The following is a 24,626-nucleotide window of genomic DNA, read 5'->3' on the forward strand; positions in this document are numbered from 1 at the left end:
TTTTGGGTGTTGGTCAGGGCTGTGCCGGTTTCTTGAACACATAAAACAAATTCGGCTCGCTCACCAGATACAACGTCCCGTCATCATCCATCGCAATGCCTTCGGCCTGCGGCACGGTTTTCTGCAAACCCTGGCGACCGCCGCTAATGGACATGGTGCTCAACGGGCGCCCGTCGACGTCCAGCTCCAGAATCAGCCGCGACTCATCCGACAGCGCCAGCAAGTGGCCGCTGCGCTCGTCGTATTGCAGGCTCGACAGATCGCGCACGAACATCCCTGCATCGCGCTTGGGGTTGTTGATCACATGTACGGCGTAGGATTTTTCCGGATTGAAATGCGGGAAGCCGTGCACTTCATAGATCAGCATCGGGTTACGCTCTTTGGCGACGAACAGACGCTTGCCCACCGAATCGTAGGCCAACCCTTCGAAGCCCTTGTTGCTGGCCATGTGCACGCCAAGAGTCATTTGCTCGGCATCGTCGGCATCGAGAAACGTGGTGTCGGCATCGAGGTGCACCTTGATCAGGCGCTGTTGGCGCTCGTCGGTAATCACGTAAGTATCGGCGCTGATGAACTCGACAGCTTCCGGATCGCCGAAGCCGACCAAAGCGATACGCCGCAGAATCTGGCCTTGCAGCGACAGCTCGATCAGCTCCGAATTTTTATTGGTGACCGTGAACAGGCTCTTGCGCACCGGGTCGTAGGTCAGCGCTGACACATCATCGTCCAGGCCTTCGATCACCCGCGCTTCGATGTCCACGCGATATTGATCCAGACCAATGGCCTCGCCACTCAGCGGCTGCCACAACGTGTGCAGGTTGAACCAGGCGCGCTCGAACAGACGCATGTACTGGCCGATGCCGATCAAAGCGATCAGGGCAATCACCGACAGGAAAATAACCAGAGGCTTGGGACGGGCAAGTCGACGCATTCGGATGGGCTCGGGAGCAGAACAGGCGGATGAAATATCACGCCTGTCTGAACTGAAGCTTAATGGCCACTTGCCTTCGAGAACAACCGCAGAAGTCTGCAATTATCGTAGGCAAAGTTACCGCTGCTTTTCGAAGCGATAGAACAGGTTCGGCTCGCTGACGATGTACAGCGTCCCCGCTTCGTCCATGGTCACGCCCTCGGCGCGCGGGATGGTGTCCTTAAGGCCATTGAAGCCACCAAGCAGGGTCATGAAGCTGACTTGCCCACCCTTTTCGTCGAGCTCCAGCAGCAGGTGCGAATCGGCGGACAGCAACAAGGTATGACCCGTACGCGGGTCAATCTCCAGCGCGGAGAGGTTACGGATATCCAGTTCATCGCTGGCGAGTTTCTGCTTGTCGCCTTTGAGTGCCTGGCTGCCATCGCTTTTCCAGGTGAACAGCGCCGGCGGCCGCTCCTCGCCCAGCAACAATTGCTGGTTGCGCGCATCCCAGGTAATCGCCTCGAAGGCCTTGTTCTGGTCTTTCGACGGGCCGAGGTCATATTTCGGGAAATCAGCGATGTTCAGTTCGCGGGTGCTGGCATCGACCTTGACGATCGACAGGGTGTGCTGGCGTTCATCGACAATCGCCATCAAGCCGTTGTCCATCACGGTCAGGCCTTCCGGATTGCTCCAGCCCACCAGCGGCATCTTGCGCAGCACCTCGCCTTGCAGGCTCAACTCAACCAGAAACGGGTTTTTGCCCATTACCGAGAACAGGGTCTTGCTCAGCGGGTTATAGGACAGGTCCGAGGCCTCGTCCTTTTCCAGGCCCGGCAGCGGCTTGGCATCAATTACCACGTGGAAATCCGGCAGCCAGATGCTCTCCTTCTGTTCGGCTTTGCTTTCAAACCGCTCGAGCACCCAGAGCACGCCGCGGTCATCCCAGTGCATGGCAAACGCCAGCGCATAAGCGGCGCCCAGCGCGAGCACCATCCAGACATACCAGCGCAGGGCAAAACGTGAGCGGCGGGGAGTTTTGAGCTGAGTTTGAGATGACATCGAGGGACGCGTTCCGAAAATTCAGGCTATGGGTAATAGCACAAAAGAGGCCGGCTCAGACGCCAGAATGCGCGGAATTATCCGTACAGGATGTGAAAAAAACGGCAAATGGCGCGATTGCCCGGTTATCCGGGCAGGTAACAAACCACTGTGGGAGCGAGCCTGCTCGCGAAGACGGCGTGTCAGTCAACGATGATGTCGACTGACCTGACGCTTTCGCGAGCAGGCTCGCTCCCACAGGGTACGGTGGGGTGGCGATATCGTTCGGTTAGCGCACGCTGCTCTCGAAGCGGCTCGCGCCTACCAGTTCGAGGACAATGTCGTCGCCTACGTTCAGCGGGCCGACGCCCACCGGCGTGCCGGTGAGAATCACGTCACCGGCCTGCAGCGAGAAGCAGCCGGCCATGTGCTGGATCATCGGCACGATCGGGTTGAGCATGGCGCTGCTGTTGCCATCCTGGCGCACTTCGCCGTTGATGGTCAGGCGGATGCCAATGTCGGTCAGGTCGGGGAAAGTGCTGCCGACCACAAACGGCGCCAGTACCGCTGCGCCGTCGAACGACTTGGCAATTTCCCACGGCAGGCCCTTGGCTTTGAGCTCCGCTTGCTTGTCGCGCAGGGTCAGGTCCAGCGCCGGGGCGAAACCGGAGATCGCATCGAGCACTTCTTCGCGGCTCGGCTTGGTCGACAGCGGCTTGCCGATCAACACGGCGATTTCCGCTTCGTAGTGCACCGAACCGCGCTCGGTGGGAATGCTGAAACCGCCTTCCAGCGGCACCACGCAACTGCCCGGTTTGATGAACAGCAGCGGCTCGGTCGGGACCGGGTTGTCCAGCTCCTTCGCGTGCTCGGCATAATTACGGCCAATGCACACGACTTTCCCGATCGGGAAGTGGATGCGCGTGCCGTCGACGTACTGGTGCTGATAGCTCATTTACCGACTCCTGCGTTCATTGATTCATCAGAGATTGCTGATCAAACCGCGAAAATCTTGCCCGGGTTCATGATGCCGTTCGGGTCGAACACCGCTTTGACCGCTTTCATGTACTCGATCTCGGCCGGCGAACGGCTGTAGGTCAGGTAATCACGCTTGGTCATGCCGACGCCGTGCTCGGCGGAAATCGAACCGTTGTACTTCTCGACGGTTTCGAACACCCACTTGTTGACCGTGGCGCACTTGGCGAAGAACTCGTCCTTGCTCAGGTTATCCGGCTTGAGGATGTTCAGGTGCAGGTTGCCGTCGCCGATGTGGCCGAACCAGACGATTTCGAAGTCGGGGTAATGCTCGCCGACGATCGCGTCGATTTCCTTGAGAAACGCCGGGACTTTCGAAACGGTGACCGAGATGTCGTTCTTGTACGGCGTCCAGTGCGAGATGGTTTCGGAGATGTACTCGCGCAGCTTCCACAGGTTGTGCAGCTGGGTGTCGCTCTGGCTCATCACGCCATCGAGGACCCAGCCCTGTTCGACGCAGTGCTCGAAGGTTTCCAGGGCGCTGTTGGCCACTTCTTCGGTGGTCGCCTCGAATTCGAGCAGGGCGTAGAACGGGCAGTCGGTGTCGAACGGCGCCGGCACATCGCCGCGGCCCATGACTTTGGCCAGGGCCTTGTCGGAGAAGAATTCGAACGCGGTCAGGTCGAGCTTGCCCTGGAAGGCGTGCAGCACCGGCATGATCGAATCGAAATCGGCAGTGCCGAGGACCATGGCGGTGAGGTTTTTCGGTGCGCGATCGAGGCGCATGGTCGCTTCGACGACGAAACCGAGGGTGCCTTCGGCGCCGATGAACAGCTGGCGCAGATCGTAACCGGTGGCGTTCTTGATCAGGTCCTTGTTCAGTTCGAGCACATCGCCCTTGCCGGTGACCACTTTCATGCCAGCCACCCAGTTGCGGGTCATGCCGTAGCGAATCACCTTGATCCCGCCGGCATTGGTGCCGATATTGCCGCCAATCTGGCTGGAACCCGCGGAGGCAAAATCGACCGGGTAATAGAGGCCGTTTTCTTCGGCGACGTTCTGCAAATGCTCGGTGACTACCCCCGGCTGACACACGGCGGTGCGATCCGTGAGGTTCACGTCGAGAATCTGATTCATGTAATCGAACGAGACCACCACTTCGCCATTAGCGGCGACTGCGGCGGCGGACAGCCCGGTGCGTCCGCCCGATGGCACCAGCGCGACCTTGTGGGTATTGGCCCAACGGACCACGGCCTGCACCTGCTCGACGGTTTTGGGAAACACGATGGCACTCGGCGCGGGGGCGAAGTGCTTGGTCCAATCCTTGCCGTAAGCATTCAGGGAGTCGGCGTCGGTCAGGACCTTGCCAGGCTCGACCAGGGTCTTCAGTTCATCAATCAGCGCAGGATTGGTCATCGACAGAACTCTCGAACAATTCATGGTCATCCTGAGAACGCTTCACGTCGCAGGAATGAGTGTTTAGCGGGGTGGCTATGCTAGCATACCGACCCCGCAGGACAGTGCCCAAGGCCTGACCGCGGTGACGGCTTTGTTGCCGTGCGGGTCAGCTCCAGGCTGCTCCCTCCCTGCCATTTTTCTCCGGGATACAGGTTTACGCAGATGAGCAAGACTTCTCTCGATAAGAGCAAGATCAAGTTCCTTCTTCTCGAAGGCGTCCACCAATCGGCTGTCGACGTCCTCAAGGCGGCGGGCTACACCAGCATCGAGTACCACACCAGTTCTCTGCCGGATGCCCAGCTCAAGGAAAAGATCGCTGACGCTCACTTCATCGGCATTCGTTCGCGCACGCAACTGACCGAAGAGATCTTCGATCACGCGAAGAAGCTGGTCGCGGTCGGCTGTTTCTGCATCGGCACCAACCAGGTTGACCTGGGCGCAGCCCGCGAGCGCGGCATCGCCGTGTTCAACGCGCCGTACTCCAACACCCGCTCGGTCGCCGAGTTGGTATTGGCCGAAGCGATCCTGCTGCTGCGCGGCATCCCGGAGAAAAACGCTTCCTGCCACCGTGGCGGCTGGATCAAGTCCGCGGCCAACTCCTTCGAGATCCGTGGCAAGAAGCTGGGCATCGTCGGCTACGGCTCGATCGGCACGCAGTTGTCGGTTCTGGCCGAAGGTCTGGGCATGCAGGTGTTCTTCTATGACACCGTGACCAAGCTGCCGCTGGGCAACGCCACGCAGGTCAACAACCTGCACGAGCTGCTGGGCATGTCCGACATCGTCACCCTGCACGTTCCGGAAACCGCTGCGACCCAGTGGATGATCGGCGAGAAGGAGATCCGTGCAATCAAGAAGGGCGGCATCCTGATCAACGCCGCGCGCGGCACCGTGGTCGAGCTGGACCACCTGGCGGCAGCGATCAAGGACAAGCACCTGATCGGCGCGGCCATCGACGTGTTCCCGGTCGAGCCGCGTTCCAACGACGAAGAGTTCGAAAGCCCGCTGCGTGGCCTCGACAACGTCATCCTGACCCCGCACATCGGTGGCTCGACCGCCGAAGCGCAAGCCAACATCGGTCTGGAAGTGGCGGAAAAACTGGTCAAGTACAGCGACAACGGTACGTCGGTGTCGTCGGTCAACTTCCCGGAAGTGGCCCTGCCGGCTCACCCGGGCAAGCACCGCCTGCTACACATCCACGAGAACATCCCAGGTGTGATGAGCGAGATCAACAAGGTCTTCGCCGAAAACGGCATCAACATCTCCGGTCAGTTCCTGCAGACCAACGAGAAGGTCGGCTACGTGGTGATCGACGTCGACGCCGAATACTCGGAGCTGGCGCAAGAGAAGCTGCAACACGTCAACGGTACTATCCGTAGCCGTGTTCTTTTCTAAAGAAGCAGCGGCAAGCTACTAGCTTCAAGCGGCAAGGGAAAAGCGCTTTTGCTTTTACTTGAAGCTCGTAGCTTGAAGCTTGAAGCTTGAAGCTTGCAGCTTGCAGCTTGCAGCGATAAAAAAGGGAGCCCCGCAGGGCTCCCTTTTTTTATTCCACGTTAACGGTGATTTTCTTCGAGACGATGGGCGGGTCGAACGCCATGTGGCCGCTGTCACCCAGTTCCAGCTGCAAGGTGTGCTTGCCCGGAGCGAGCTTGATGTCAGCCTGGGTCTGCGCCTTGCCAAAGTGCATATGGTTGGCGTCGGTAGGAACCACTGAACCGGCCGGCACGATTTCCTTGGCATCGATCAGCAGGTGATGATGCCCGGTGTTCTTGGTGACATCACCGGCAGGTGCCAGCGCGACGTTTTTGGTACCAAACTTGACGGTGAAGGTCTGGGAAACCGTAGCCCCGTCCTCGGGCGAAACGATGAACACTTCAGCATCCTTCGGCGCCGGCGTCGCCGCACTGGCCAGCACCGAAACACCCATCAGCACACCGGCCAACGCTGCACGTGACATAAAGCTTTTCATTTTCTTCTCCAGTTTTTCCGTAAAATCCGCACGGTCATGACAACTTCATGACCATTCGTTGTCGAAGGCACTCGACAACCATAGCAAAGCGAGCCTGAATCAGAGCATCGCCATAATGATTTCAAAGGAGTGACCATGCGCTTTCTGCCTGGCCTGATCTGTCTGCTACCCCTTCTGAGCCCGCTGGCCCATGCCGAACTGATTGATGACGTCAACGACCGTGGCGAGCTGCGCATAGCCCTTGAGGCTAATACACCGCCCTTCAATTACAAGGAAGGCGACACCCTGACGGGGTTCGAGGTCGAGCTTGGGCAACTTCTCGCCAAAGAGCTGGATGTGCGCGCCGATTTCATCGTCACCGACGCAGGCGATCTGCTCCAGGGCGTCGAGAGCGGCAAGTACGACGTCGCGCTGAATCACATAGCACTGACACCCGAACTCAAGGATCGTTTCGACTTCAGCGCGCCGTACGGCAAGGTCGACGGGCAGTTGCTGGCGAAGAAGGATGAGACGCCGCGGCCGATGGTACTGGTGCAGGCGCTGAACCCAGAGCAGCCGAAGGCGCTTGAGCCGGTGGAGCTGGCGATTCCGTTTCAGAAGGGTAATCCGGCGTTTCAGGCCAGCCTGCAAAGTGCGCTGGAGCGGATCAAGGCGGATGGGCGTTTGGCGGCGTTGTCCGAAAAGTGGTTGAAACCTTAAAAGCCCCCTCACCCTAGCCCTCTCCCAGAGGGAGAGGGGACTGAATGGGGGATGCTTTAGAAATACGCCGATTTGGGATTGCTATACCGAATCCGAAATCGACTGACCATGGCTTCGTCGACGCCATAATCGATCGGTCATGGCTGTGTTGAATCCATAGTCGAAAAGGTCTTTCAGGTCGATGCAAGGCGCCGGACAACTCGGTCGGCCGCCTCTCCCCTTGGGAGAGGGCTGGGGTGAGGGCAACGATTGCGGATCAGTCCAAACTCGCCAAGGCCACCGCGACCTCAGCTAATTCAAGCTCGCTGAACACCTGCACACCATGGCGCTTGAGCAATGCGGCCGTTACGCCCTCACCGGAGACTTTCACGCCACTGAACGTGCCGTCATACGTCAGCAGATTCCCGCACGAAGGACTGTTGGCCTTGAGCACTGCCACCCGAATGTCATGCCTGCGCACCAGCTCCAGCGCCTGCCGCGCACCGTCGAGAAACTGCGCGCTGACATCCTCGCCCTCAGTGGTGATTACCGCCGCAATGCCATCCAGCACCTCACCACCCTGCCCACCCGGAATTTCCGCCGCCGCCCGTGGCGTCGGCAGTCCGCCTGCGACCTCAGGACACAACGGCACCACTCGCCCTTCGGCAATCCATTGTTCAAGCAGATCAAACGGCCCGCTGGCCCCGCCGTCATAGCGCACGCGATGGCCCAACAGGCAGCGGCTGACCAAAAGCTTGTGCATGTCAGAACGGCTCGTTGCCGCGGCGGCGGAACCAACCGGTCAGCGACAGCCGCTCGCGGTTGGCCGGCAGCACTTCATGCGGCACTTCGCCGGAAAGAAATACCACCAGACAGCCGCCGGTAGGCTGCACGTCATGCACGCGGTCTTCATTCAGATACATGCGCAGTTGGCCGCCATCCTCCGGCAGCCAGCCATCGTTGAGATAGACCACCACCGAAACCATGCGCTTGTCATCGTCGCGAAAACGGTCGACATGCCGGCGATAAAACGCGCCGGGCGGATACAGCGCGAAGTGGCATTCGAAATCTTCGAGACCGAGGAACAAACCGCGATTGAGCGCTTCGCGCAGGCTCTCCATCAGGTTCAGATAGCGGTCGCTGGCCGCGGCCTGGCCCGGGTCGATCCATTGGATATGGTCGCCGCGAATGCCCTCGCGAATCTCTGAAAACGGCCCGCGCCCGACCGCCGCCGGCGCCAGCTCACCCTCGGCTTCACGTTTGCGGCACTCGGCCGCCAGCTCGCGGGTCAGACCGGTGGGCAGGAAAATGTTCTGCTGCGACCAGCCATGCTCGGCCAGGTCGTCGACAATGCGTAACAGCAGTGGGTGTTCAGAGGATATTGGCATGGCGCGCATAGTATGCCTGCGGCAACAAATCCGACAGAGCCACGCAGCGGCTTGATACGAATTCTCGACAAGTACCGGCACCGCACGGAGAATAGTCCGCTGCTGACAGGAGTCCCTATGCGCCGTTTGCTTTTTTCACTGTTGATGTTCTGTGTGTTGCCCGCCTGGGCGGACGGCTACGACCAGTTGTACAAGGTCGCCGGCTGGCCAGATCAACGTGCGCATTTCAATGACGCCCTGAGTGCCGCGCAGCAGCGCTATCAGAACAGCCTGCCGCCGGCGGTGTTTCAGGCGCTGGTCAACAACAGCAACCAGCGCTTTGCCCCGCAGGCCGTGGATCAACGCGCCGAGGCGCAACTGCGGCAGAAGCTCGCCGACCCGAAACCGGCGCTGAGCTTCTTCCAGTCGCCGCTGGGCAAGAAAATCGTCGCCGCCGAACTGCTCGCGACCCGCCGCGATCAACTGGCGAAAAACGCCAAGGGCCTGCCGAAAATGCAGGTCAGCGACAACCGCCAACTGATCATCGGCCACCTCGCCCAAGCCTTGCCGGCGCGTGAAGCCGGCGCGGAGGTCAGCCTGGCGATTGCCGGCGTCGCGGCGGACAGTCTCAGTTCGATGATTCCCGGCCTGCTCGGTGGCGGTCAGGCGCAGGGCATGTTGAACGGGCAGCGCCAGCGTCTGATGGATCAGATCGGCGCTGACCTGAACAACACGCTGCTGTACGTCTATCGCGACCTGTCGGATGAAGAGCTGGAAGAGTTTGCGACCTTTGCCGAGTCGGCTGAGGGCAAGGCTTATTACCAGGCGGCGCTGGCGGCGATTCGCGCAGGGCTTGCGGTCGGCCAGTGATCATCGGCGCCTGACAGACCGCTTTCGCGAGCAGGCTCGCTCCCAAAGTAGATCTTCAGTGGACACGAGATTGTGAACAACTCAGTCCCCTGTGGGAGCGAGCCTGCTCGCGAAGAGGCCCTCACAGTCGCTAGAGATTCCGCCCCCTGATGCGCTTGCTCAGAAACTCGAAATACTCCTCGCGCATCTCCGCCGTTTCATTGGCCAGATGATGCCGTGCCTCGGCCAGCAACAGGATCTGCGGCCGGTCGAACTTCCATTTCAACACTTGCAGGTTGTGCTGCCAGTCCACCGTCATGTCCGCTTGCCCCTGAATGATCAGCGGCCGTCGCGGGCTTTTTTTTGCGTGCTCGACGCGAATGATCCATCGTGACAAAGCGCCCACCCATTGGGTCGGCAAGCGTCGCGGCTGCAACGGATCGGCCTGCAGGAACGGCAGAAAATCCGGGTCATTGGAGTTCTCGCTGAAGCGCCGCGCGACACCGCGGACGAATGGCCTGAGCAGGTAATAACTGAGCTGCGACCAGCCCCACGCCCGCGGTCGGACCAGCGGTGCCAGCAGAATCACCTGGCCCTGCGCCGGGCTGCCCTCGCCATGGTTGAGCAGATGATCGACTACAATCGCCCCGCCGGTGCTTTGCCCGCACAAGTGCCACGGTTGCGGCAGCGCGATCGACTGCGCTTCGGCGAACAAAGCCTGGAGCATGTGCTGATATTCAGCGAAATCGCGAATGCTCGCCCGTGGCCCGCTCGACAGGCCATGCCCCGGCAAGTCGCAGGCGATCACGGCAAAATCCTGATCCAGCGCCCACTCGATCACATGCCGATAGAGCCCTGTGTGATCGTAATAACCATGCAGCAGGAACAGCGTCGCCTTGACCTTCTCCGGCCACCAGCAATGGCTGACCAGTTCGTAGCCATCGACTTCGAAACGGCCCATGCCGCGCCAGACGTCGCGTTCGGGAAAATCGGTCTGGTAGAAGCGCTGATACGCCTTCGCCTCGTCCGACAACGGCTGCCACTCGGCCAGAGGCTTGAGGCTCGCGCGGATTTGATCGGGGTCGAAAGTGTCAGGCATGCGGGAATTCCAGAACGGTAATCAGACTTTATCGGCCTGCGATATTCATCTGTCGCGACAAGCATGGCAAGCTAGCCGGCTCTGAGGAACCAAATCCATGCGTTCGCCCTACCGCACCGCACTGTTCGCCAGCCTGCTCGTGCTGATCTGCGCCGGCGTGCTGTGGGCCGCGTATGACTGGTTTCAGGGCCGTTATCTGCGCGCATTCAGCGAGCATACGGCAGTGTTTTCCGGCGATCCGCTGCGCCTGCCGGATGAACTCGCCGGGCCGGGCAACATCCGCCTCGTGCATTTCTGGGACCCGGCCTGCCCGTGCAACGTCGGCAACCAACAGCACCTGAGCGAGATGGTCGAGCAGTTCGGCGCCCGCGGTGTGGAGTTCTTCGCCGTGCAGAAACCCGGCAGCCACGGCCAGTTGCCCGCCACCCTTTCCAGCCTGAAAACCATTGTCGTTCTGCCGGGTTCTGAACAGATTCCGGCCAGCCCGGCCGTGGCGATTTGGGACCGCAGCGGCAAACTGGCCTACTTCGGCCCTTACAGCGAAGGCCTGACCTGCAACTCCAGCAACAGCTTCATCGAACCGATCCTGCATGCCCTGACAGAAGATCGCCCGGTCAATGCCACGCATACGCTGGCGGTGGGTTGTTATTGCCCGTGGCCGGTGGAGGCGAAATAAGGCATTCCGGACATTTAAAGGATTGCGCTGCACGGCACAGAGCCTTTGTGCTAATTGTTTGCAGCCCGACGGGCGGCAACTCCCGCCTGCACAAGGAGTCACCATGAAGCGCGTGCTCACCCTTCTCGCTTTGCTCATTGTCGCCCTGCTCGGCGCCCTGGGCTGGTACGTCTACAGCAAACAACCGACGCGCCAGGGCCAGGTCGAGCTGCGCGATCTGCAGGGCTCGGTGACCGTGCGCTACGACGAGCGCGGTGTGCCGCACATTCGCGCCGAGAACGAAACCGACCTTTATCGTGCACTCGGCTACGTACACGCGCAGGACCGGTTGTTCCAGATGGAAGCCATGCGCCGTCTCGCCCGTGGCGAGTTGGCCGAGGTGCTCGGGCCGAAACTGCTCGACACCGACAAACTGTTTCGCAGCCTGCGCATTCGTGAGCGCGCCGCCAGTTACGTCGCCAGCCTGGATAAACAGTCGCCGGCGTGGAAGGGCCTGCAAGCCTATCTGGATGGCATCAACCAATATCAGGACAGCCACGCTGCGCCAATCGAATTCGACGTGCTGGGCATCCCCAAGCGGCCTTTCACCGCCGAAGACAGCATCAGCGTCGCCGGTTACATGGCTTACAGTTTCGCCGCGGCGTTTCGCACCGAGCCGCTGCTGACGTTCGTGCGCGATCAACTGGGCGCCGATTACCTCAACGTGTTCGACCTCGACTGGCAAGGCAAAGGCGTCCTCGCCAACGACCACAACCACGCCGCGCCCGCCCTCGCCGCTGGTGACTGGAAAGACCTCAACGCCCTCGCCCGCCTCAGTGAGCAGGCGCTGATCGACAACGGCCTGCCGCAGTTCGAAGGCAGCAACGCCTGGGTCATCGCCGGCAATCGCAGCCAGAGCGGCAAGCCGTTGCTGGCCGGTGACCCGCACATCCGTTTTTCGGTGCCGTCGGTGTGGTACGAGGCGCAGCTGTCGGCGCCGGGTTTCGAGCTGTACGGCCATCATCAGGCGCTGGTGCCGTTCGCGTTTCTCGGCCACAACATGGAGTTCGGATGGAGCCTGACCATGTTCCAGAACGACGATCTGGACCTGATCGCCGAGAAGGTCAACCCGAACAATCCCAACCAGATCTGGTATCGCGGCCAGTGGGCCGACCTGCTCGTCAGCGAACAGCAGATCAAGGTGAAAGGCCAGGCACCGGTGACCCTCACCCTGCGCCAGTCGCCCCACGGTCCGATCGTCAACGACGCACTGGGTGCGGCGGCCGGCAAAACCCCGATCGCCATGTGGTGGGCATTTCTCGAAACGCCGAACCCGATCCTTGAAGGTTTCTATCAGCTCAACCGCGCCGACACCCTGGCCAAGGCCCGCACCGCTGCCGCGAAAGTCCAGGCGCCGGGGCTGAATCTGGTTTATGCCAATGCCAAGGGCGATATCGCCTGGTGGGCCTCGGCGTTGCTGCCCAAGCGCCCGGCCGGGGTCAGGCCGGAATTCATTCTCGACGGCAGTACAAACCAGGCGGACAAGGACGGCTACTATCCGTTCAGCGCCAACCCGCAGGAAGAGAACCCGCCGCGCGGCTATATCGTCTCGGCGAACTTCCAACCCGTGTCGCCGACCGGCATGCCGATTCCCGGTTATTACAACCTTGCCGATCGCGGCCAGCAGCTCAATCGTCAGCTCAGCGACAAGAGCGTGAAGTGGAGCAACGAAGCCAATCAGAAGCTGCAACTGGGCACCGCGACCGGCTACGGCCCGCGTTTGCTCGCACCGCTGCTGCCGGTGTTGCGCCAGGTGGTGAGCGATCCGGCGCAACTGAAACGGGTCGAGCAACTGGCGCAGTGGCCCGGTGACTATCCGCTGGATTCGGTCAGTGCGACGCTGTTCAATCAGTTCGTCTATGACCTGGCCGATGCGGCGATGCGCGATGAGTTGGGCAACGAGTTTTTCGACACGCTGCTGTCGACGCGGGTGATCGATTCAGCGCTGCCGAGGCTGGCGGCGAATGCCGATTCGCCGTGGTGGGATAACCGCAGCACGCCTGCGAAGGAGACTCGCGCCGATAGCGTCCGCGCGGCGTGGCAGGCAAGCCTGCAGCACTTGAAGCTGACCCTGGGCGACGATGTTGAAGCGTGGCAATGGGGCGCGGCACATACCCTGACCCATGGCCATCCATTGGGCCAGCAAAAACCGCTGGATCGTCTGTTCAACGTCGGGCCGTTCGCAGCGCCGGGCAGCCATGAAGTGCCGAACAATCTTTCAGCGAAGATCGGCCCGGCGCCGTGGCCGGTGACCTACGGGCCGTCGACACGGCGACTGGTGGATTTCGCTGATCCGGCGCATGGGCTGACGATCAACCCGGTGGGTCAGAGCGGCGTGCCGTTCGACAGTCACTACGACGATCAGGCTGAGGCGTATGTGGAGGGGATTTATGTGCAGGCGCATTTCAGCGAGGAAGAGGTGACGGCGAATACGCGTAGCACCTTGAAGTTGTTGCCGGCGCGGGGGGCCCGATAGATTTGTATCGCCTGCACCGGCCTCTTCGCGAGCAGGCTCGCTCCCACTTTCGAAATGCGTACTCCTGTGAGAGCGAGCCTGCTCGCGAAAGGGCCATCAGCAGCACCGTCAATCTCAGAGCATCACAGCAAAATTCATCCGAAACTGCTGCGGCGTCACCCCCAGCCGCCGGTTGAACACGCTGCGCATATGTTGCGCATCGCGAAACCCGCACTGATAGGCCACGGTCTTCAGCGGCGCGGCAGTGCTTTCCAGCATCACCCGCGCCGCGTCAACCCGCGCCCGCTCAACGAACTCTGCCGGCGTGACTTTCGCCTCACGGGCAAACACCCGAGAGAAATTGCGCGCACTCATGTTCGCCGCATTGGCCAGATCGGCAATCGTCAGATCGCCGGTGAGATTGGCCAGCACATAGAACTGCACCATCGCTACCGCTGATGTCGGCTCGGCGTGCGGGGTGAGGAACGGGCTGAACTGCGATTGCCCACCGGAGCGCTGGGTGAACACCACCAGCCGTTTCGCCACGCTGAGCGCCACCTCGGCGCCGTGATCCCGCGCCAGCAGATACAACGACAGATCGATGCCCGCCGTGACCCCGGCCGAGGTGTAGAGCCTCCCATCCTCGACGTACAAGCGATCAGCCTCGACTTGCGTGGTCGGGCACAACTGCGCCAAGGCCTCGGCATCGTTCCAGTGAGTGGTCACCGTGCGCCCGCCCAGCAGCCCCGCCCGCGCCAGCATGAACGCGCCACTGCAGATCGAACCGAAACGCTGCGCCCGCGCGCAGGCATCGCGCAACCAGCCATCGAATGCGCTGCCGAAATCCATGAACGGCAACTGCGGCCCACCCGCGACCAACAACAGGTCATAGGTCTCGAGCGCTTCGCTGAAATGCCGATGCGCTGTCACGCTCAGGCCGTTGGAGCAGGCCATCGCCCCGTGCTCGACGCCGATCACTTGTAGCCGATAGTGGTCCTGCGGCGCGAGGAACCGATTGGCCTCGGCAAACACATCCAGCGGCCCGCTGACGTCCAGCGACTGCACGCCGGCAAACACCACGATGGCGACGGTTTTGTTCATGATTCAAACGTCCTCGATACCTGTGACAAACACCCAAACCTGTGGGAGCGAGCCTGCTCGCGAAGAGGCCATCACACGCAACCTGGCTGTCGAATGACACACCGCTTTCGCGAGCAGGCTCGCTCCCACATGGGCCGTGTCTGACTTGGTGATCGCGTCAACCCTAGCCAATCCATACCCAACAAGCGAGGTTGGCACGATTTGCAGGTCGATTGGCAAGGATCGCAGCCACGCTTCGATTGTTCGCCTTCCGCGCGAGGAACAGACTTTTCTCATCAGCGCCATCACGGCGTTTTCGACGAGGAAAGCGTTATGAGCACCACTATCGCCGGCATCAAGATCCCTGACAGCGCCCTCGCCCGGGCCACCACCGAGTACATGCGCGACATCGAGTCCGACCTGCTCTATCACCACTCGCGCCGGGTATTTTTGTTCGGCGCCCTGAGTGGCGAGCGCCAGCAACTGGCCTACAACCCGGAGCTGTTGTACGTCGGCGCGATGTTCCACGACCTCGGCCTGGTCGAAGGTCATCGCAGCGATGAAGAACGTTTCGAAGTGGATGGTGCGAATGCGGCAGCAGCGTTTCTCAAACCGTACGGACTGAGCGACGACGATATCGAGCAGGTCTGGCTATCGATCGCCTTGCACACGACACCGGGTGTGCCGAAGCATCTGCGTCCGACCGTGGCGCTGGTCACTGCGGGAGTGGAAATGGATGTGCTGGGCATGGATTACGCGGCGTTCAGCAGCGTGCAGCGCGAAGCGGTGGTGCATGCGCATCCACGCGGCGAAGGTTTCAAGGAATGCATCATCTGCGCGTTTGCCGATGGCTTGCGTCACCGCCCGCAGACCACGTTTGGCAATGTGAAGACTGATGTGCTGGTGGATCAGGAGCCGGGGTTCAAACCGCTGAACTTCGTTGAAGTGATCCGCCAGTCTCCCTGGAGAACCTAGAACCAATGTGGGAGCGAGCCTGCTCGCGAAAGCGGTGTACCAGGCAACATTTGAGTTGACTGACACTCCGTCTTCGCGAGCAGGCTCGCTCCCACAGGGATTGGGGTTGATCGCAGCACCGCAATCAACCCGGTTGGCCTAAACGGCCTGCGGCGCAGGTGCGCGACGCGCGTCCGGTTGCTTCCATGAATCGGCTGCGCTTTCTTCGATGGCTTGCTGGATGGCTTTCTTGCGCGCTTCTTCGGCGCGGCGGCTGAAGAACCAGACAAGGAAGGTCACCAGCGACACCGCCAGCAGAATCAGACTGGCCACGGCGTTGATTTCCGGCTTCACGCCCAGGCGCACCGCCGAGAACACTTCCATCGGCAGGGTCGTCGAACCCGGCCCGGAGACGAAGCTTGCCAACACCAGGTCATCCAGCGACAGGGCGAACGACATCATCCCGCCCGCTGCCAGCGACGGTGCGATCATCGGGATGGTGATCAGGAAGAACACCTTCCACGGCCGCGCGCCGAGATCCATCGCCGCCTCTTCGATCGACAGGTCCAGCTCACGCAGACGCGCCGACACCACCACCGCCACATACGCCGCACAGAACGTGGTGTGAGCGATCCAGATAGTGACGATGCCACGTTCCTGCGGCCAGCCAATCATCTGCGCCATGGCCACGAACAGCAGCAACAGCGACAGACCGGTGATCACTTCCGGCATGACCAGCGGCGCCGTCACCAGGCCACCGAACAGCGTGCGGCCCTTGAAGTGCGTGATGCGGGTCAGCACGAACGCCGCCAGCGTACCCAGTGCCACCGCCGCCACCGCCGTGTAGCAGGCGATTTCCAGCGAGCGCAGCACCGAGCCCATCAGTTGCGAATTGTCGAGCAGGCCGACGTACCACTTCACCGACCAGCCGCCCCACACCGTTACCAGTTTGGATGCGTTGAACGAGTAGATCACCAGGATCAGCATCGGCAGATAGATGAAGATCAAACCCAGTACCAGCATCAGGCTGGAGAAACGGAAGCGTTTCATTCTTTACCCTCCATTTCCTTGGCCTGACTGCGGTTGAACAGGATGATCGGCACAATCAGGATCGCCAGCATCACCACCGCCAGCGCGGACGCCACCGGCCAGTCACGGTTGTTGAAGAATTCCTGCCAGAGCACTTTACCGATCATCAGGGTTTCCGGACCGCCGAGCAGTTCCGGGATGACGAACTCACCGACCACCGGAATGAACACCAGCATGCAGCCGGCAATGATGCCGTTCTTGGACAGCGGAATGGTGATTTTCCAGAAGCTGTTGAAGGTGCTCGAACCGAGGTCCGAGGCCGCTTCGAGCAGACTGTTGTCGTGCTTCACCAGGTTGGCGTACAGCGGCAGGATCATGAACGGCAGGTACGAATAGACCACGCCGATGTACACCGCCAGGTTGGTGTTGAGGATCTGCAGCGGCTCGTCGATCAGGCCCATGCTCATCAGGAAACCGTTGAGCAGGCCGTTGTTGCTGAGGATGCCCATCCACGCATAAACGCGGATCAGAATCGCCGTCCAGGTAGGCATCATGATCAGCAGCACCAGCACCGTTTGCAGCTCTTTGCGCGCACTGGCGATGGCGTAGGCCATCGGATAGCCGATCAGCAGGCACAGCAGCGTGCTGATGAAGGCCATCTTCAGCGAGCCGAGGTAGGCGGCGATGTACAGCTCGTCGTCGCCCAGCAGCGCGTAATTGCCCAGGTTGAGCAGCAATTGCAGCTTCTGCTCGGCAAACGTGTAGATCTCGGTGTACGGCGGGATCGCCACGTCGGCTTCGGCAAAACTGATCTTCAGGACGATGAAGAACGGCAGCATGAAGAACAGGAACAGCCAGATGAACGGCACGCCGATGACCAGTTGCCGGCCATTGGGGATGATCCGGTTGATGCGGCGTTTGAATTTGCGCATGTTCATGAGCGAAGTACCACGCCGCTGTCATCTTCCCACCACACGTAGACCTGATCGCCCCAGGTCGGACGTGCGCCACGGCGTTCGGCGTTGGCCACGAACGACTGCACCAGTTTGCCGCTCGGCAACTCGACGTAAAACACCGAGTGACCGCCCAGATAGGCGATGTCGTGGACTTTACCGCTCGACCAGTTGTACTCGCAGGTCGGCATCTCCGCGGTCACCAGCAGCTTCTCCGGACGGATCGCGTAGGTGACCGACTTGTCCTGCACCGAGGTGCTGATACCGTGGCCGACGTAGATCTGCCGGTCGAGGTCCTTGCAGGTGATGGTCGCGTGGCCCTCGGCGTCGTCGATCACTTCGCCTTCGAAAATGTTGACGTTGCCGATGAATTCGCAGACCAGACGGCTGGTCGGGGTTTCGTAGATGTCGATCGGGCTGCCGATCTGCGCGATCCAGCCCAGGTGCATGATCGCAATGCGCTCGGCCATGGTCATGGCCTCTTCCTGGTCGTGGGTCACCATCACGCAGGTCACGCCGACGCGCTCGATGATTTCCACCAGTTCCAGCTGCATCTGCGAACGCAGTTTCTTGTCCAGAGCGCCCATCGGCTCGTCGAGCAGCAGCAGCTTCGGCCGCTTTGCCAGGGAACGCGCCAGTGCCACGCGCTGACGCTGGCCACCGGAGAGCTGATGCGGCTTGCGCTTGGCGTACTGGCTCATCTGCACCAGCTTGAGCATTTCCGCCACGCGGGCGTCGATCTCGGCCTTGGGAATCTTGTCCTGCTGCAGGCCGAAGGCGATGTTCTGCGCCACGGTCATGTGCGGGAACAAGGCGTACGACTGGAACATCATGTTGATCGGACGTTCGTACGGCGGCATGTCGGTGATGTCGACGCCGTCGAGGAAAATGCGCCCCTCCGTGGGCCGTTCAAACCCTGCGAGCATGCGCAGCAGGGTGGATTTGCCCGATCCCGAACCGCCGAGCAGGGCGAAGATCTCGCCTTTCTTGATTTCCAGGGACACGTCGTCCACGGCAATCGTCTCGTCGAACTTCTTCGTGACCCGGTCGATTTTGACCAGCACCTGTTTTGGTGTCTGGTCGCCCTCGAGGGCTTTCTTGTAGGCGCCGGAGGCAACTGCCATTTACGAAACTCCCAACAGAAGCAGCGGTTCGCCACGCAAGACGAACACTGGATAGTTTGTGCGTTATTTGCCCGACTTGACCTTGGTCCAGCTGCGGGTCATCAAACGCTGAATATTGGCTGGCAACTCGGTCGACACGTAGGTCTTGTCGAGGACTGCTTGCGGTGGGTAAACCGCTTCGTCGGTGCGGATGGATTGTTCCATCAGCTTGTCCGAACCCGGGTTGGGGTTGGCGTAACCGACGTAATCACTGACCTGGGCGATCACCTCAGGTTTCAGCAAATAGTTGATGAAGGCGTGAGCCTCTTTGACGTTGGACGAGTCCTTGGGGATCGCCAGCATGTCGAACCACAGCGCGCCGCCCTCTTTCGGAATCGAGTAGGCGATGTTCACGCCTTTCTTGGCTTCCTCGGCACGGTTCTTCGCCTGGAAAATATCACCGGAGAAACCGATCGCCACGCAGATGTCGCCGTTGGCCAGATCGCCGATGTATTTCGAGGAATGGAAATAGGTCACGTAAGGACGCACCGCGAGCAGCTTGGCAGTGGCTTTTTCGTAGTCCTTGGTGTTGGTGCTGTTGGCGTTCAGGCCCAGGTAATTGAGCATGGTCGGCATCATTTCATCGGCCGAATCGAGGAACGCCACGCCGCAGCTGTGCAGCTTCTTGATGTTTTCCGGCTCGAACAGCACGGCCCAGGAATCGATCTTGTCGATGCCCAGCACAGCCTTGACCTTGTCGACGTTGTAACCGATGCCGTTGGTGCCCCACAGGTACGGCACGGCATACAGGTTGCCCGGATCGTTCTGCTCCAGACGCTTGAGCAGTACCGGATCGAGATTGGAATAGTTCGGCAGTTGCGCCTTGTCGAGTTTCTGGAACGCGCCGGCCTTGATCTGTTTGCCGAGGAAGTGGTTCGACGGCACGACCACGTCGTAGCCGGTGCGCCCGGCGAGGAGTTTGCCTTCCAGGGTTTCGTTGGAATCGAAGACGTCGTAGACCGGTTTGATCCCGGTCTCCTTTTCGAAGTCGGCCAGGGTCGATTCGCCGATGTAATCGGACCAGTTATAAATATGCACCGTACCGGCGGCCTGGGCTCCGACAGCGAGGGTCAGGCCGGCAGCGGCCAGCAGGGCTTTGCGCAAAGAAGAAAATACAGGCAAGTGGAGGTCCTCTAAATGGATTGGGCCCAAGTTGCCCGCGCTGCGTGACAGCCATGGCTGCCCGACAACAAAACCGGCGCGCAACTTACCCTCGAAAAACCGATCCAGCAAAACTTTCTGTCATTTAATTGCCCCGCTGGCCGCCATCGCGGAAACGACGGCCAGCGGTTGCTGCGACAAAACCGGCTTATTTGCCCGATTTGATCTTGGTCCAGCTGCGGGTGATCAGGCGCAGGGTCGCCGCGTCCAGGTCACTGATCGCGTAGAGCTGTTTCTTCACTTCAGCCGACGGGTAGATGCTCGGATCGCTGGTGATGTCCTTGTCCACCAGTGGCGTGGCCGCCTTGTTGCCGTTCGGGAAACGCACGGCGTTGGTGATGCCGGCCATCACTTGCGGCTCGAGCAGGTAGTTCATGAACTTGTAGGCGGCTTCGACGTTTTCGGCATCCTTGGGAATGGCGACCATGTCGTAGAAAGTACCGGCGCCTTCTTTTGGAATGGTGTAGGCCAGTTTGACCTTGTCACCGGCTTCCTGGGCGCGGGTTTTGGATTGCTCCAGGTCACCCGAGTAACCGACAGCGACGCAGATGTTGCCGTTGGCCAGGTCCGAGATGTACTTGGAGGAGTGGAAGTAGGCAACCGACGGACGAATTTTCAGGAACAGGTCTTCGGCGGCTTTCAGGTCAGCCTTGTCCTTGCTGTTGGTCGGCTTGCCCAGGTAGTGCAACGCGGCCGGAATCATCTCGGTCGGAGCGTCGAGGAAGCTCACGCCGCAGCTTTTCAGCTTTTCCATGTTTTCAGGCTTGAACACCACGTCCCACGAATCGATCTTGTCGATGCCCAGCGCAGCCTTGACCTTGGCCGGGTTGTAGCCGATGCCGATCGAGCCCCACATGTACGGGAAGGCGTGTTTGTTGCCCTGGTCGCTGGCGTCGCCAACGGCCTTGAGCAGGTCTTCGTCGAGGTTTTTCCAGTTCGGCAGCTTGGACTTGTCCAGCTCCTGGTAAACCCCGGCCTTGATCTGCTTGGCGAGGAAGTTGTTGGAAGGCACCACGATGTCGTAACCGGACTTGCCGGCCAGCAGCTTGGCTTCCAGGGTTTCGTTACTGTCGAAGACGTCGTAGACGACTTTGATCCCGGTGGCTTTCTCGAAGTTGGCCACGGTGTCCGGCGCGATGTAATCGGACCAGTTGTAAACGTGCAGTACCTTGTCGTCCGCGTGAACCGCACCCGCCATCATGCCCGCCACGGACAGCGCGAGAAGTGTCTTGCCAGCAAGCTTTTTACCTAATGCCTTCATGCGTCATGCTCCAAATTTTTCTTTTTTGAACCACATTGTTCAGCGGCCGAACCCGGACAACTGGAACCGCGGCTAGTCTGGCAAGATCCGAGGCGGTCTTTCAAGGAAAGACCGGCCTTTCTGACAGCTTTGAACGAGCGAGCCGCAACCTGCTCGCTCAAAGCCTAGCACTTAGCCCTGCAGCGCACCGAGGGTCAGGTCCAGACACTTGCGTGCCTTTGTAACCAGCTCGTCGATCTCGGCTTTGCTGATCACCAGCGGCGGCGCGATGATCATCGTGTCTCCCACCGCGCGCATGATCAGGCCGTTATCGAAGCAGAACTGCCGGCAGATCATGCCCACGCCCTTACCTTCGTAACGCTTGCGCGTGGCCTTGTCCTGCACCAGCTCGATCGCCCCCAGCAGACCGACGCCGCGAACTTCACCCACCAACGGATGATCGTTCAGCTCGCGCAGACGTTTCTGCAAATACGGTGCCGTTTCGTTGTGGGCGTTCTCGATAATTTTTTCATCGCGCAGGATGCGGATGTTTTCCAGGCCCACCGCGGCTGCCACCGGATGCCCGGAATAGGTAAAGCCGTGGTTGAAATCGCCGCCTTCGTTGAGTACCGCCACCACGCTGTCACGAACGATCAGGCCACCCATCGGGATGTAGCCGGAGGTCAGGCCTTTGGCGATGGTCATCATGTCGGGTTTGAGGTCGTAGAAATCGCTACCGAACCACTCACCGGTGCGGCCGAAACCGCAGATCACTTCGTCGGCCACAAACAGAATGTCGTATTTGGCGAGGATTTCCTTGATGCGCGGCCAGTAGGTGTCGGGCGGAATGATCACGCCACCGGCACCCTGAATCGGCTCGGCAATAAAGGCACCGACGTTGTCGACGCCGACTTCGAGAATCTTCTCTTCGAGCTGATTGGCCGCCCAGATGCCGAACTCTTCTGGCGTCATGTCGCCGCCTTCGGCAAACCAGTACGGCTGCGCGATGTGCTCGATGCCTGGGATCGGCAAGTCGCCCTGCTCATGCATATAGGTCATGCCGCCGAGGCTGGCGCCGGCCACGGTCGAACCGTGATAACCGTTCTTGCGGCTGATGATGACTTTCTTGTTCGGCTGGCCTTTGATCGCCCAGTAATGGCGAACCATGCGCAGCATGGTGTCGTTGCCTTCGGAGCCGGAACCGGTGAAGAACACATGGTTCATGCCTTCCGGTGCAACGTCGGCAATCGCCTTGGCCAGTTGCAGTGCCGGCGGGTGTGCGGTCTGGAAGAACAGGTTGTAGTACGGCAGTTCGCGCATCTGTTTCGCGGCAGCGTCGGCCAGCTCATCGCGGCCATAACCGATCGCCACGCACCAGAGCCCGGCCATGCCGTCGAGGATCTTGTTGCCTTCGCTGTCCCACAGATAAACACCCTTGGCATTGGTGATGATCCGCGGGCCCTTCTCTTTCAGTTGCTTGAAATCGCTGAACGGGGCCAGGTGGTGATCACTGCTGAGTGCTTGCCACTCGCGGGTTTGCGGGTTGTTGCTGGTCATGCCAATTCTCCTTGTTATCGGTGAAGGCGCGCCGCCTGCGCGGCGCGCCCGGCGTATCAGACGGCGAAGAGCAGGTACTCACGCTCCCAGGAACTGATCACGCGCTTGAAGTTTTCATGCTCGGCCCGCTTGACCGCGACGTAGCCTGTGATGAAAGTCTTGCCGAGGTATTTCTCGACGGTTTTGCTGTTTTCCATGCGCTCCAGCGCGTCTTCGATGGTCAGCGGCAGGCGCAGGTTGCGGCGCTCGTAACCACGACCCACCACTGGCGCGCTCGGGTTGAGGCCTTCGACCATGCCGATGTAACCGCACAGCAGGCTCGCGGCAATCGCCAGATAAGGGTTGGCGTCGGCCCCCGGCAGACGGTTTTCCACGCGGCGGTTCTGCGGGCCGGCGTCCGGTACGCGGAGGCCGACGGTGCGGTTTTCTTCGCCCCACTCCACGTTTACCGGTGCCGAGGTGTCCGGCAGGAAGCGGCGGAACGAATTGACGTTGGGAGCGAACAGCGGCAGCAATTCCGGGATCAGTTTCTGCAGGCCACCGATGTGGTGCAGGAACAACTGGCTCATGGTCCCGTCTTCATTGGAGAAAACGTTCTTGCCGGTGTGGATGTCGATGATGCTCTGGTGCAAGTGCATGGCACTGCCCGGCTCGCCGGTCATCGGTTTGGCCATGAACGTCGCAGCCACGTCGTGCTTGAGCGCGGCTTCGCGCATGGTGCGTTTGAACACCAGGATCTGGTCGGCCAACGACAGTGCGTCACCGTGACGGAAGTTGATTTCCATCTGCGCCGTGCCGTCCTCGTGGATCAGCGTGTCGAGGTCCAGCTCCTGCAATTCGCACCAGTCGTAAACGTCTTCGAACAGCGGATCGAATTCGTTCGCTGCTTCAATCGAGAACGACTGACGACCGATTTCCGGGCGACCGGAGCGACCAATCGGTGGCTGCAACGGATAGTCAGGGTCGTCACTGCGCTTGGTCAGGTAGAACTCCATCTCCGGCGCGACGATTGGCTGCCAGCCCTTGTCGGCATACAGCTTGAGGACTTTCTTGAGGACGTTGCGCGGCGACAGCTCGATCGGGTTGCCTTGCTTGTCGTAGGTATCGTGGATCACCTGCGCGGTCGGCTCGATGGCCCAAGGCACCAGGTACACGGCGTTCTGGTCGGGGCGGCAGATCATGTCGATGTCGGCCGGATCGAGCAGTTCGTAATAGATGTCATCTTCGACGTAGTCGCCGGTCACGGTCTGCAACAACACGCTTTCCGGCAGACGCATGCCTTTTTCGGCGATGAACTTGTTGGTCGGGGAGATCTTGCCGCGGGTGATGCCGGTCAAGTCGCCGATCATGCATTCGACTTCTGTGATCTTGCGGTCTTTCAACCAATCGGTGAGCTGGTCGAGGTTGGTACTCATAAATGCCTCTGGGCTGAGTCTCCTGACGCGATGTCAGGCAAGTTTGACGCTGAGAGCGTCGCGTTAAAGGGGGGCTTGCTCGCGCAGTGCCGGCTTACGCCTGGCACCGCGCATAGACAATGAACGAGGAGCTTACCTGCCCTTGACGCTGGCGTTGCATTTCCTGTGCACATTCAAGGCGTGCAGAATCGTGAGCACGGCTGTGGAAGCGGCACAGGCTGTGACGATGAAAGCGATCTATATTGAAAGGAGACGCCATAAACAGGATGCTGTCGTCTGCGTCCAGAATATCGGACGCTGTCGCTTGGCAGGCTGCTGCGCAGTGCAGCGACGGCAAACCGCAAGCCTTGATGGCCGCGTTACGGACGGATGGATCGCCACTGATGTGATAAGCATGCAGACCGGACTGTTGCGAGCAGTCGGTGACGCCGATTAACGGCAGGCGAGACATGAAGCACCCCGGTATTATTGCTGTTATGGGTTTGATCGGAGCTTAGCCTTGTTCATTTTTTTACACAACACCCCCGTAAAAAATACAACACGGCCTGCTCAAGCCTGCGG

General features: G+C 60.3%; 23 protein-coding genes. 6 read left to right on the forward strand and 17 right to left on the reverse strand.

The annotated features are described in order from the left end of the window. Window positions 1-13: 13 nt before the first annotated feature. The 4 genes from ACGSLL_RS06680 to ACGSLL_RS06695 all read right to left on the reverse strand — a co-directional run bounded on the left by ACGSLL_RS06680 (window position 14) and on the right by ACGSLL_RS06695 (window position 4,342). Window positions 14-931, reverse strand: a complete 918-nt coding sequence (locus tag ACGSLL_RS06680) for an SdiA-regulated domain-containing protein (RefSeq protein ID WP_394504293.1) — start codon at window positions 929-931, stop codon at window positions 14-16. 117 nt (window positions 932-1,048) lie between these two features. Then, entirely contained in the window at window positions 1,049-1,972 is a 924-nt protein-coding gene (locus ACGSLL_RS06685; RefSeq protein WP_394504295.1) for an SdiA-regulated domain-containing protein, read from the reverse strand. Between the two features lie 268 nt (window positions 1,973-2,240). Beyond that, a complete protein-coding gene (locus ACGSLL_RS06690) occupies window positions 2,241-2,906 on the reverse strand; it encodes a fumarylacetoacetate hydrolase family protein (protein WP_203419893.1) in 666 nt (221 codons plus the stop codon). 41 nt (window positions 2,907-2,947) lie between these two features. Beyond that, entirely contained in the window at window positions 2,948-4,342 is a 1,395-nt protein-coding gene (locus tag ACGSLL_RS06695) for an FAD-binding oxidoreductase (protein ID WP_394504298.1), read from the reverse strand. A gap of 204 nt (window positions 4,343-4,546) precedes the next feature. Here ACGSLL_RS06695 and serA point away from each other — a divergent pair, with 204 nt between their 5' ends. Beyond that, entirely contained in the window at window positions 4,547-5,776 is a 1,230-nt protein-coding gene (gene serA / locus ACGSLL_RS06700) for a phosphoglycerate dehydrogenase (protein WP_090287262.1), read from the forward strand. Between the two features lie 148 nt (window positions 5,777-5,924). On the opposite strand, the gene ACGSLL_RS06705 is transcribed toward serA, so the two are convergent. Beyond that, window positions 5,925-6,350 (reverse strand): DUF4399 domain-containing protein, encoded by a 426-nt coding sequence (locus ACGSLL_RS06705; RefSeq protein WP_123417776.1) that lies wholly within the window; start codon window positions 6,348-6,350, stop codon window positions 5,925-5,927. Window positions 6,351-6,485: 135 nt separating this feature from the next. Here ACGSLL_RS06705 and ACGSLL_RS06710 point away from each other — a divergent pair, with 135 nt between their 5' ends. After that, entirely contained in the window at window positions 6,486-7,049 is a 564-nt protein-coding gene (locus ACGSLL_RS06710) for a transporter substrate-binding domain-containing protein (RefSeq protein ID WP_394504301.1), read from the forward strand. Window positions 7,050-7,305: 256 nt separating this feature from the next. Here ACGSLL_RS06710 and ACGSLL_RS06715 read toward each other — a convergent pair whose 3' ends face one another. Then, entirely contained in the window at window positions 7,306-7,791 is a 486-nt protein-coding gene (locus tag ACGSLL_RS06715) for a 2-thiouracil desulfurase family protein (RefSeq protein WP_394504303.1), read from the reverse strand. A gap of 1 nt (window position 7,792) precedes the next feature. Next, complete coding sequence (locus tag ACGSLL_RS06720; protein ID WP_394504305.1) at window positions 7,793-8,425, reverse strand: 2OG-Fe(II) oxygenase; 633 nt, start codon at window positions 8,423-8,425, stop codon at window positions 7,793-7,795. 108 nt (window positions 8,426-8,533) lie between these two features. Between ACGSLL_RS06720 and ACGSLL_RS06725 the strand changes: the two genes are divergently transcribed. Then, complete coding sequence (locus ACGSLL_RS06725; RefSeq protein ID WP_394504307.1) at window positions 8,534-9,265, forward strand: DUF2059 domain-containing protein; 732 nt, start codon at window positions 8,534-8,536, stop codon at window positions 9,263-9,265. A gap of 130 nt (window positions 9,266-9,395) precedes the next feature. Here the strand turns inward: ACGSLL_RS06725 and bipL are convergent, their stop codons facing one another. Continuing rightward, window positions 9,396-10,343 (reverse strand): phospholipase BipL, encoded by a 948-nt coding sequence (gene bipL, locus ACGSLL_RS06730; protein ID WP_394504309.1) that lies wholly within the window; start codon window positions 10,341-10,343, stop codon window positions 9,396-9,398. 97 nt (window positions 10,344-10,440) lie between these two features. On the opposite strand from bipL, the gene ACGSLL_RS06735 reads away from it, so the two are divergent. Together ACGSLL_RS06735 and ACGSLL_RS06740 are read left to right on the forward strand one after the other, a co-directional pair. Continuing rightward, the gene (locus ACGSLL_RS06735) at window positions 10,441-11,019 is read left to right on the forward strand and encodes a DUF6436 domain-containing protein (RefSeq protein WP_394504311.1); all 579 of its coding nucleotides are present in this window, start codon (window positions 10,441-10,443) and stop codon (window positions 11,017-11,019) included. A 103-nt stretch (window positions 11,020-11,122) separates the two neighbouring features. After that, window positions 11,123-13,534 carry a penicillin acylase family protein gene (locus tag ACGSLL_RS06740; RefSeq protein ID WP_394504313.1) on the forward strand — a complete coding sequence of 804 codons (2,412 nt, stop codon included), beginning with the start codon at window positions 11,123-11,125 and terminating at the stop codon, window positions 13,532-13,534. 114 nt (window positions 13,535-13,648) lie between these two features. Here the strand turns inward: ACGSLL_RS06740 and ACGSLL_RS06745 are convergent, their stop codons facing one another. Then, on the reverse strand, window positions 13,649-14,614 hold the full coding sequence (locus ACGSLL_RS06745; protein ID WP_394504315.1) for a GlxA family transcriptional regulator: 966 nt from the start codon (window positions 14,612-14,614) through the stop codon (window positions 13,649-13,651). 312 nt (window positions 14,615-14,926) lie between these two features. Here ACGSLL_RS06745 and ACGSLL_RS06750 point away from each other — a divergent pair, with 312 nt between their 5' ends. Beyond that, complete coding sequence (locus ACGSLL_RS06750) at window positions 14,927-15,568, forward strand: HD domain-containing protein (RefSeq protein ID WP_394504317.1); 642 nt, start codon at window positions 14,927-14,929, stop codon at window positions 15,566-15,568. A gap of 138 nt (window positions 15,569-15,706) precedes the next feature. Here the strand turns inward: ACGSLL_RS06750 and ACGSLL_RS06755 are convergent, their stop codons facing one another. The 8 genes from ACGSLL_RS06755 to ACGSLL_RS06790 all read right to left on the reverse strand — a co-directional run bounded on the left by ACGSLL_RS06755 (window position 15,707) and on the right by ACGSLL_RS06790 (window position 24,516). Further along, window positions 15,707-16,597, reverse strand: coding sequence for an ABC transporter permease subunit (locus ACGSLL_RS06755; protein ID WP_332764376.1), 891 nt, complete (start codon window positions 16,595-16,597; stop codon window positions 15,707-15,709). Continuing rightward, window positions 16,594-17,475 (reverse strand): ABC transporter permease subunit, encoded by an 882-nt coding sequence (locus ACGSLL_RS06760; RefSeq protein WP_172833310.1) that lies wholly within the window; start codon window positions 17,473-17,475, stop codon window positions 16,594-16,596. Before ACGSLL_RS06760 ends, ACGSLL_RS06755 begins: the two co-directional genes overlap by 4 nt. A gap of 35 nt (window positions 17,476-17,510) precedes the next feature. Continuing rightward, window positions 17,511-18,653, reverse strand: a complete 1,143-nt coding sequence (locus ACGSLL_RS06765; protein WP_203419905.1) for an ABC transporter ATP-binding protein — start codon at window positions 18,651-18,653, stop codon at window positions 17,511-17,513. Window positions 18,654-18,716: 63 nt separating this feature from the next. After that, window positions 18,717-19,814: a polyamine ABC transporter substrate-binding protein gene (locus ACGSLL_RS06770; RefSeq protein ID WP_090287290.1), complete on the reverse strand. Its 1,098-nt coding sequence runs from the start codon at window positions 19,812-19,814 to the stop codon at window positions 18,717-18,719. A gap of 187 nt (window positions 19,815-20,001) precedes the next feature. Beyond that, window positions 20,002-21,114 carry a polyamine ABC transporter substrate-binding protein gene (locus ACGSLL_RS06775; protein ID WP_258451233.1) on the reverse strand — a complete coding sequence of 371 codons (1,113 nt, stop codon included), beginning with the start codon at window positions 21,112-21,114 and terminating at the stop codon, window positions 20,002-20,004. Window positions 21,115-21,285: 171 nt separating this feature from the next. Then, a complete protein-coding gene (locus ACGSLL_RS06780; protein WP_394504322.1) occupies window positions 21,286-22,650 on the reverse strand; it encodes an aspartate aminotransferase family protein in 1,365 nt (454 codons plus the stop codon). A 56-nt stretch (window positions 22,651-22,706) separates the two neighbouring features. Next, entirely contained in the window at window positions 22,707-24,065 is a 1,359-nt protein-coding gene (locus ACGSLL_RS06785) for a glutamine synthetase family protein (protein ID WP_203419909.1), read from the reverse strand. A gap of 94 nt (window positions 24,066-24,159) precedes the next feature. After that, window positions 24,160-24,516: a glutamine amidotransferase gene (locus ACGSLL_RS06790; RefSeq protein WP_394504324.1), complete on the reverse strand. Its 357-nt coding sequence runs from the start codon at window positions 24,514-24,516 to the stop codon at window positions 24,160-24,162. Between the last annotated feature and the right edge of the window lie 110 nt (window positions 24,517-24,626).

The sequence above is a fragment of the Pseudomonas retamae genome, from assembly GCF_043496865.1.
GTDB lineage: Bacteria > Pseudomonadota > Gammaproteobacteria > Pseudomonadales > Pseudomonadaceae > Aquipseudomonas > Aquipseudomonas retamae.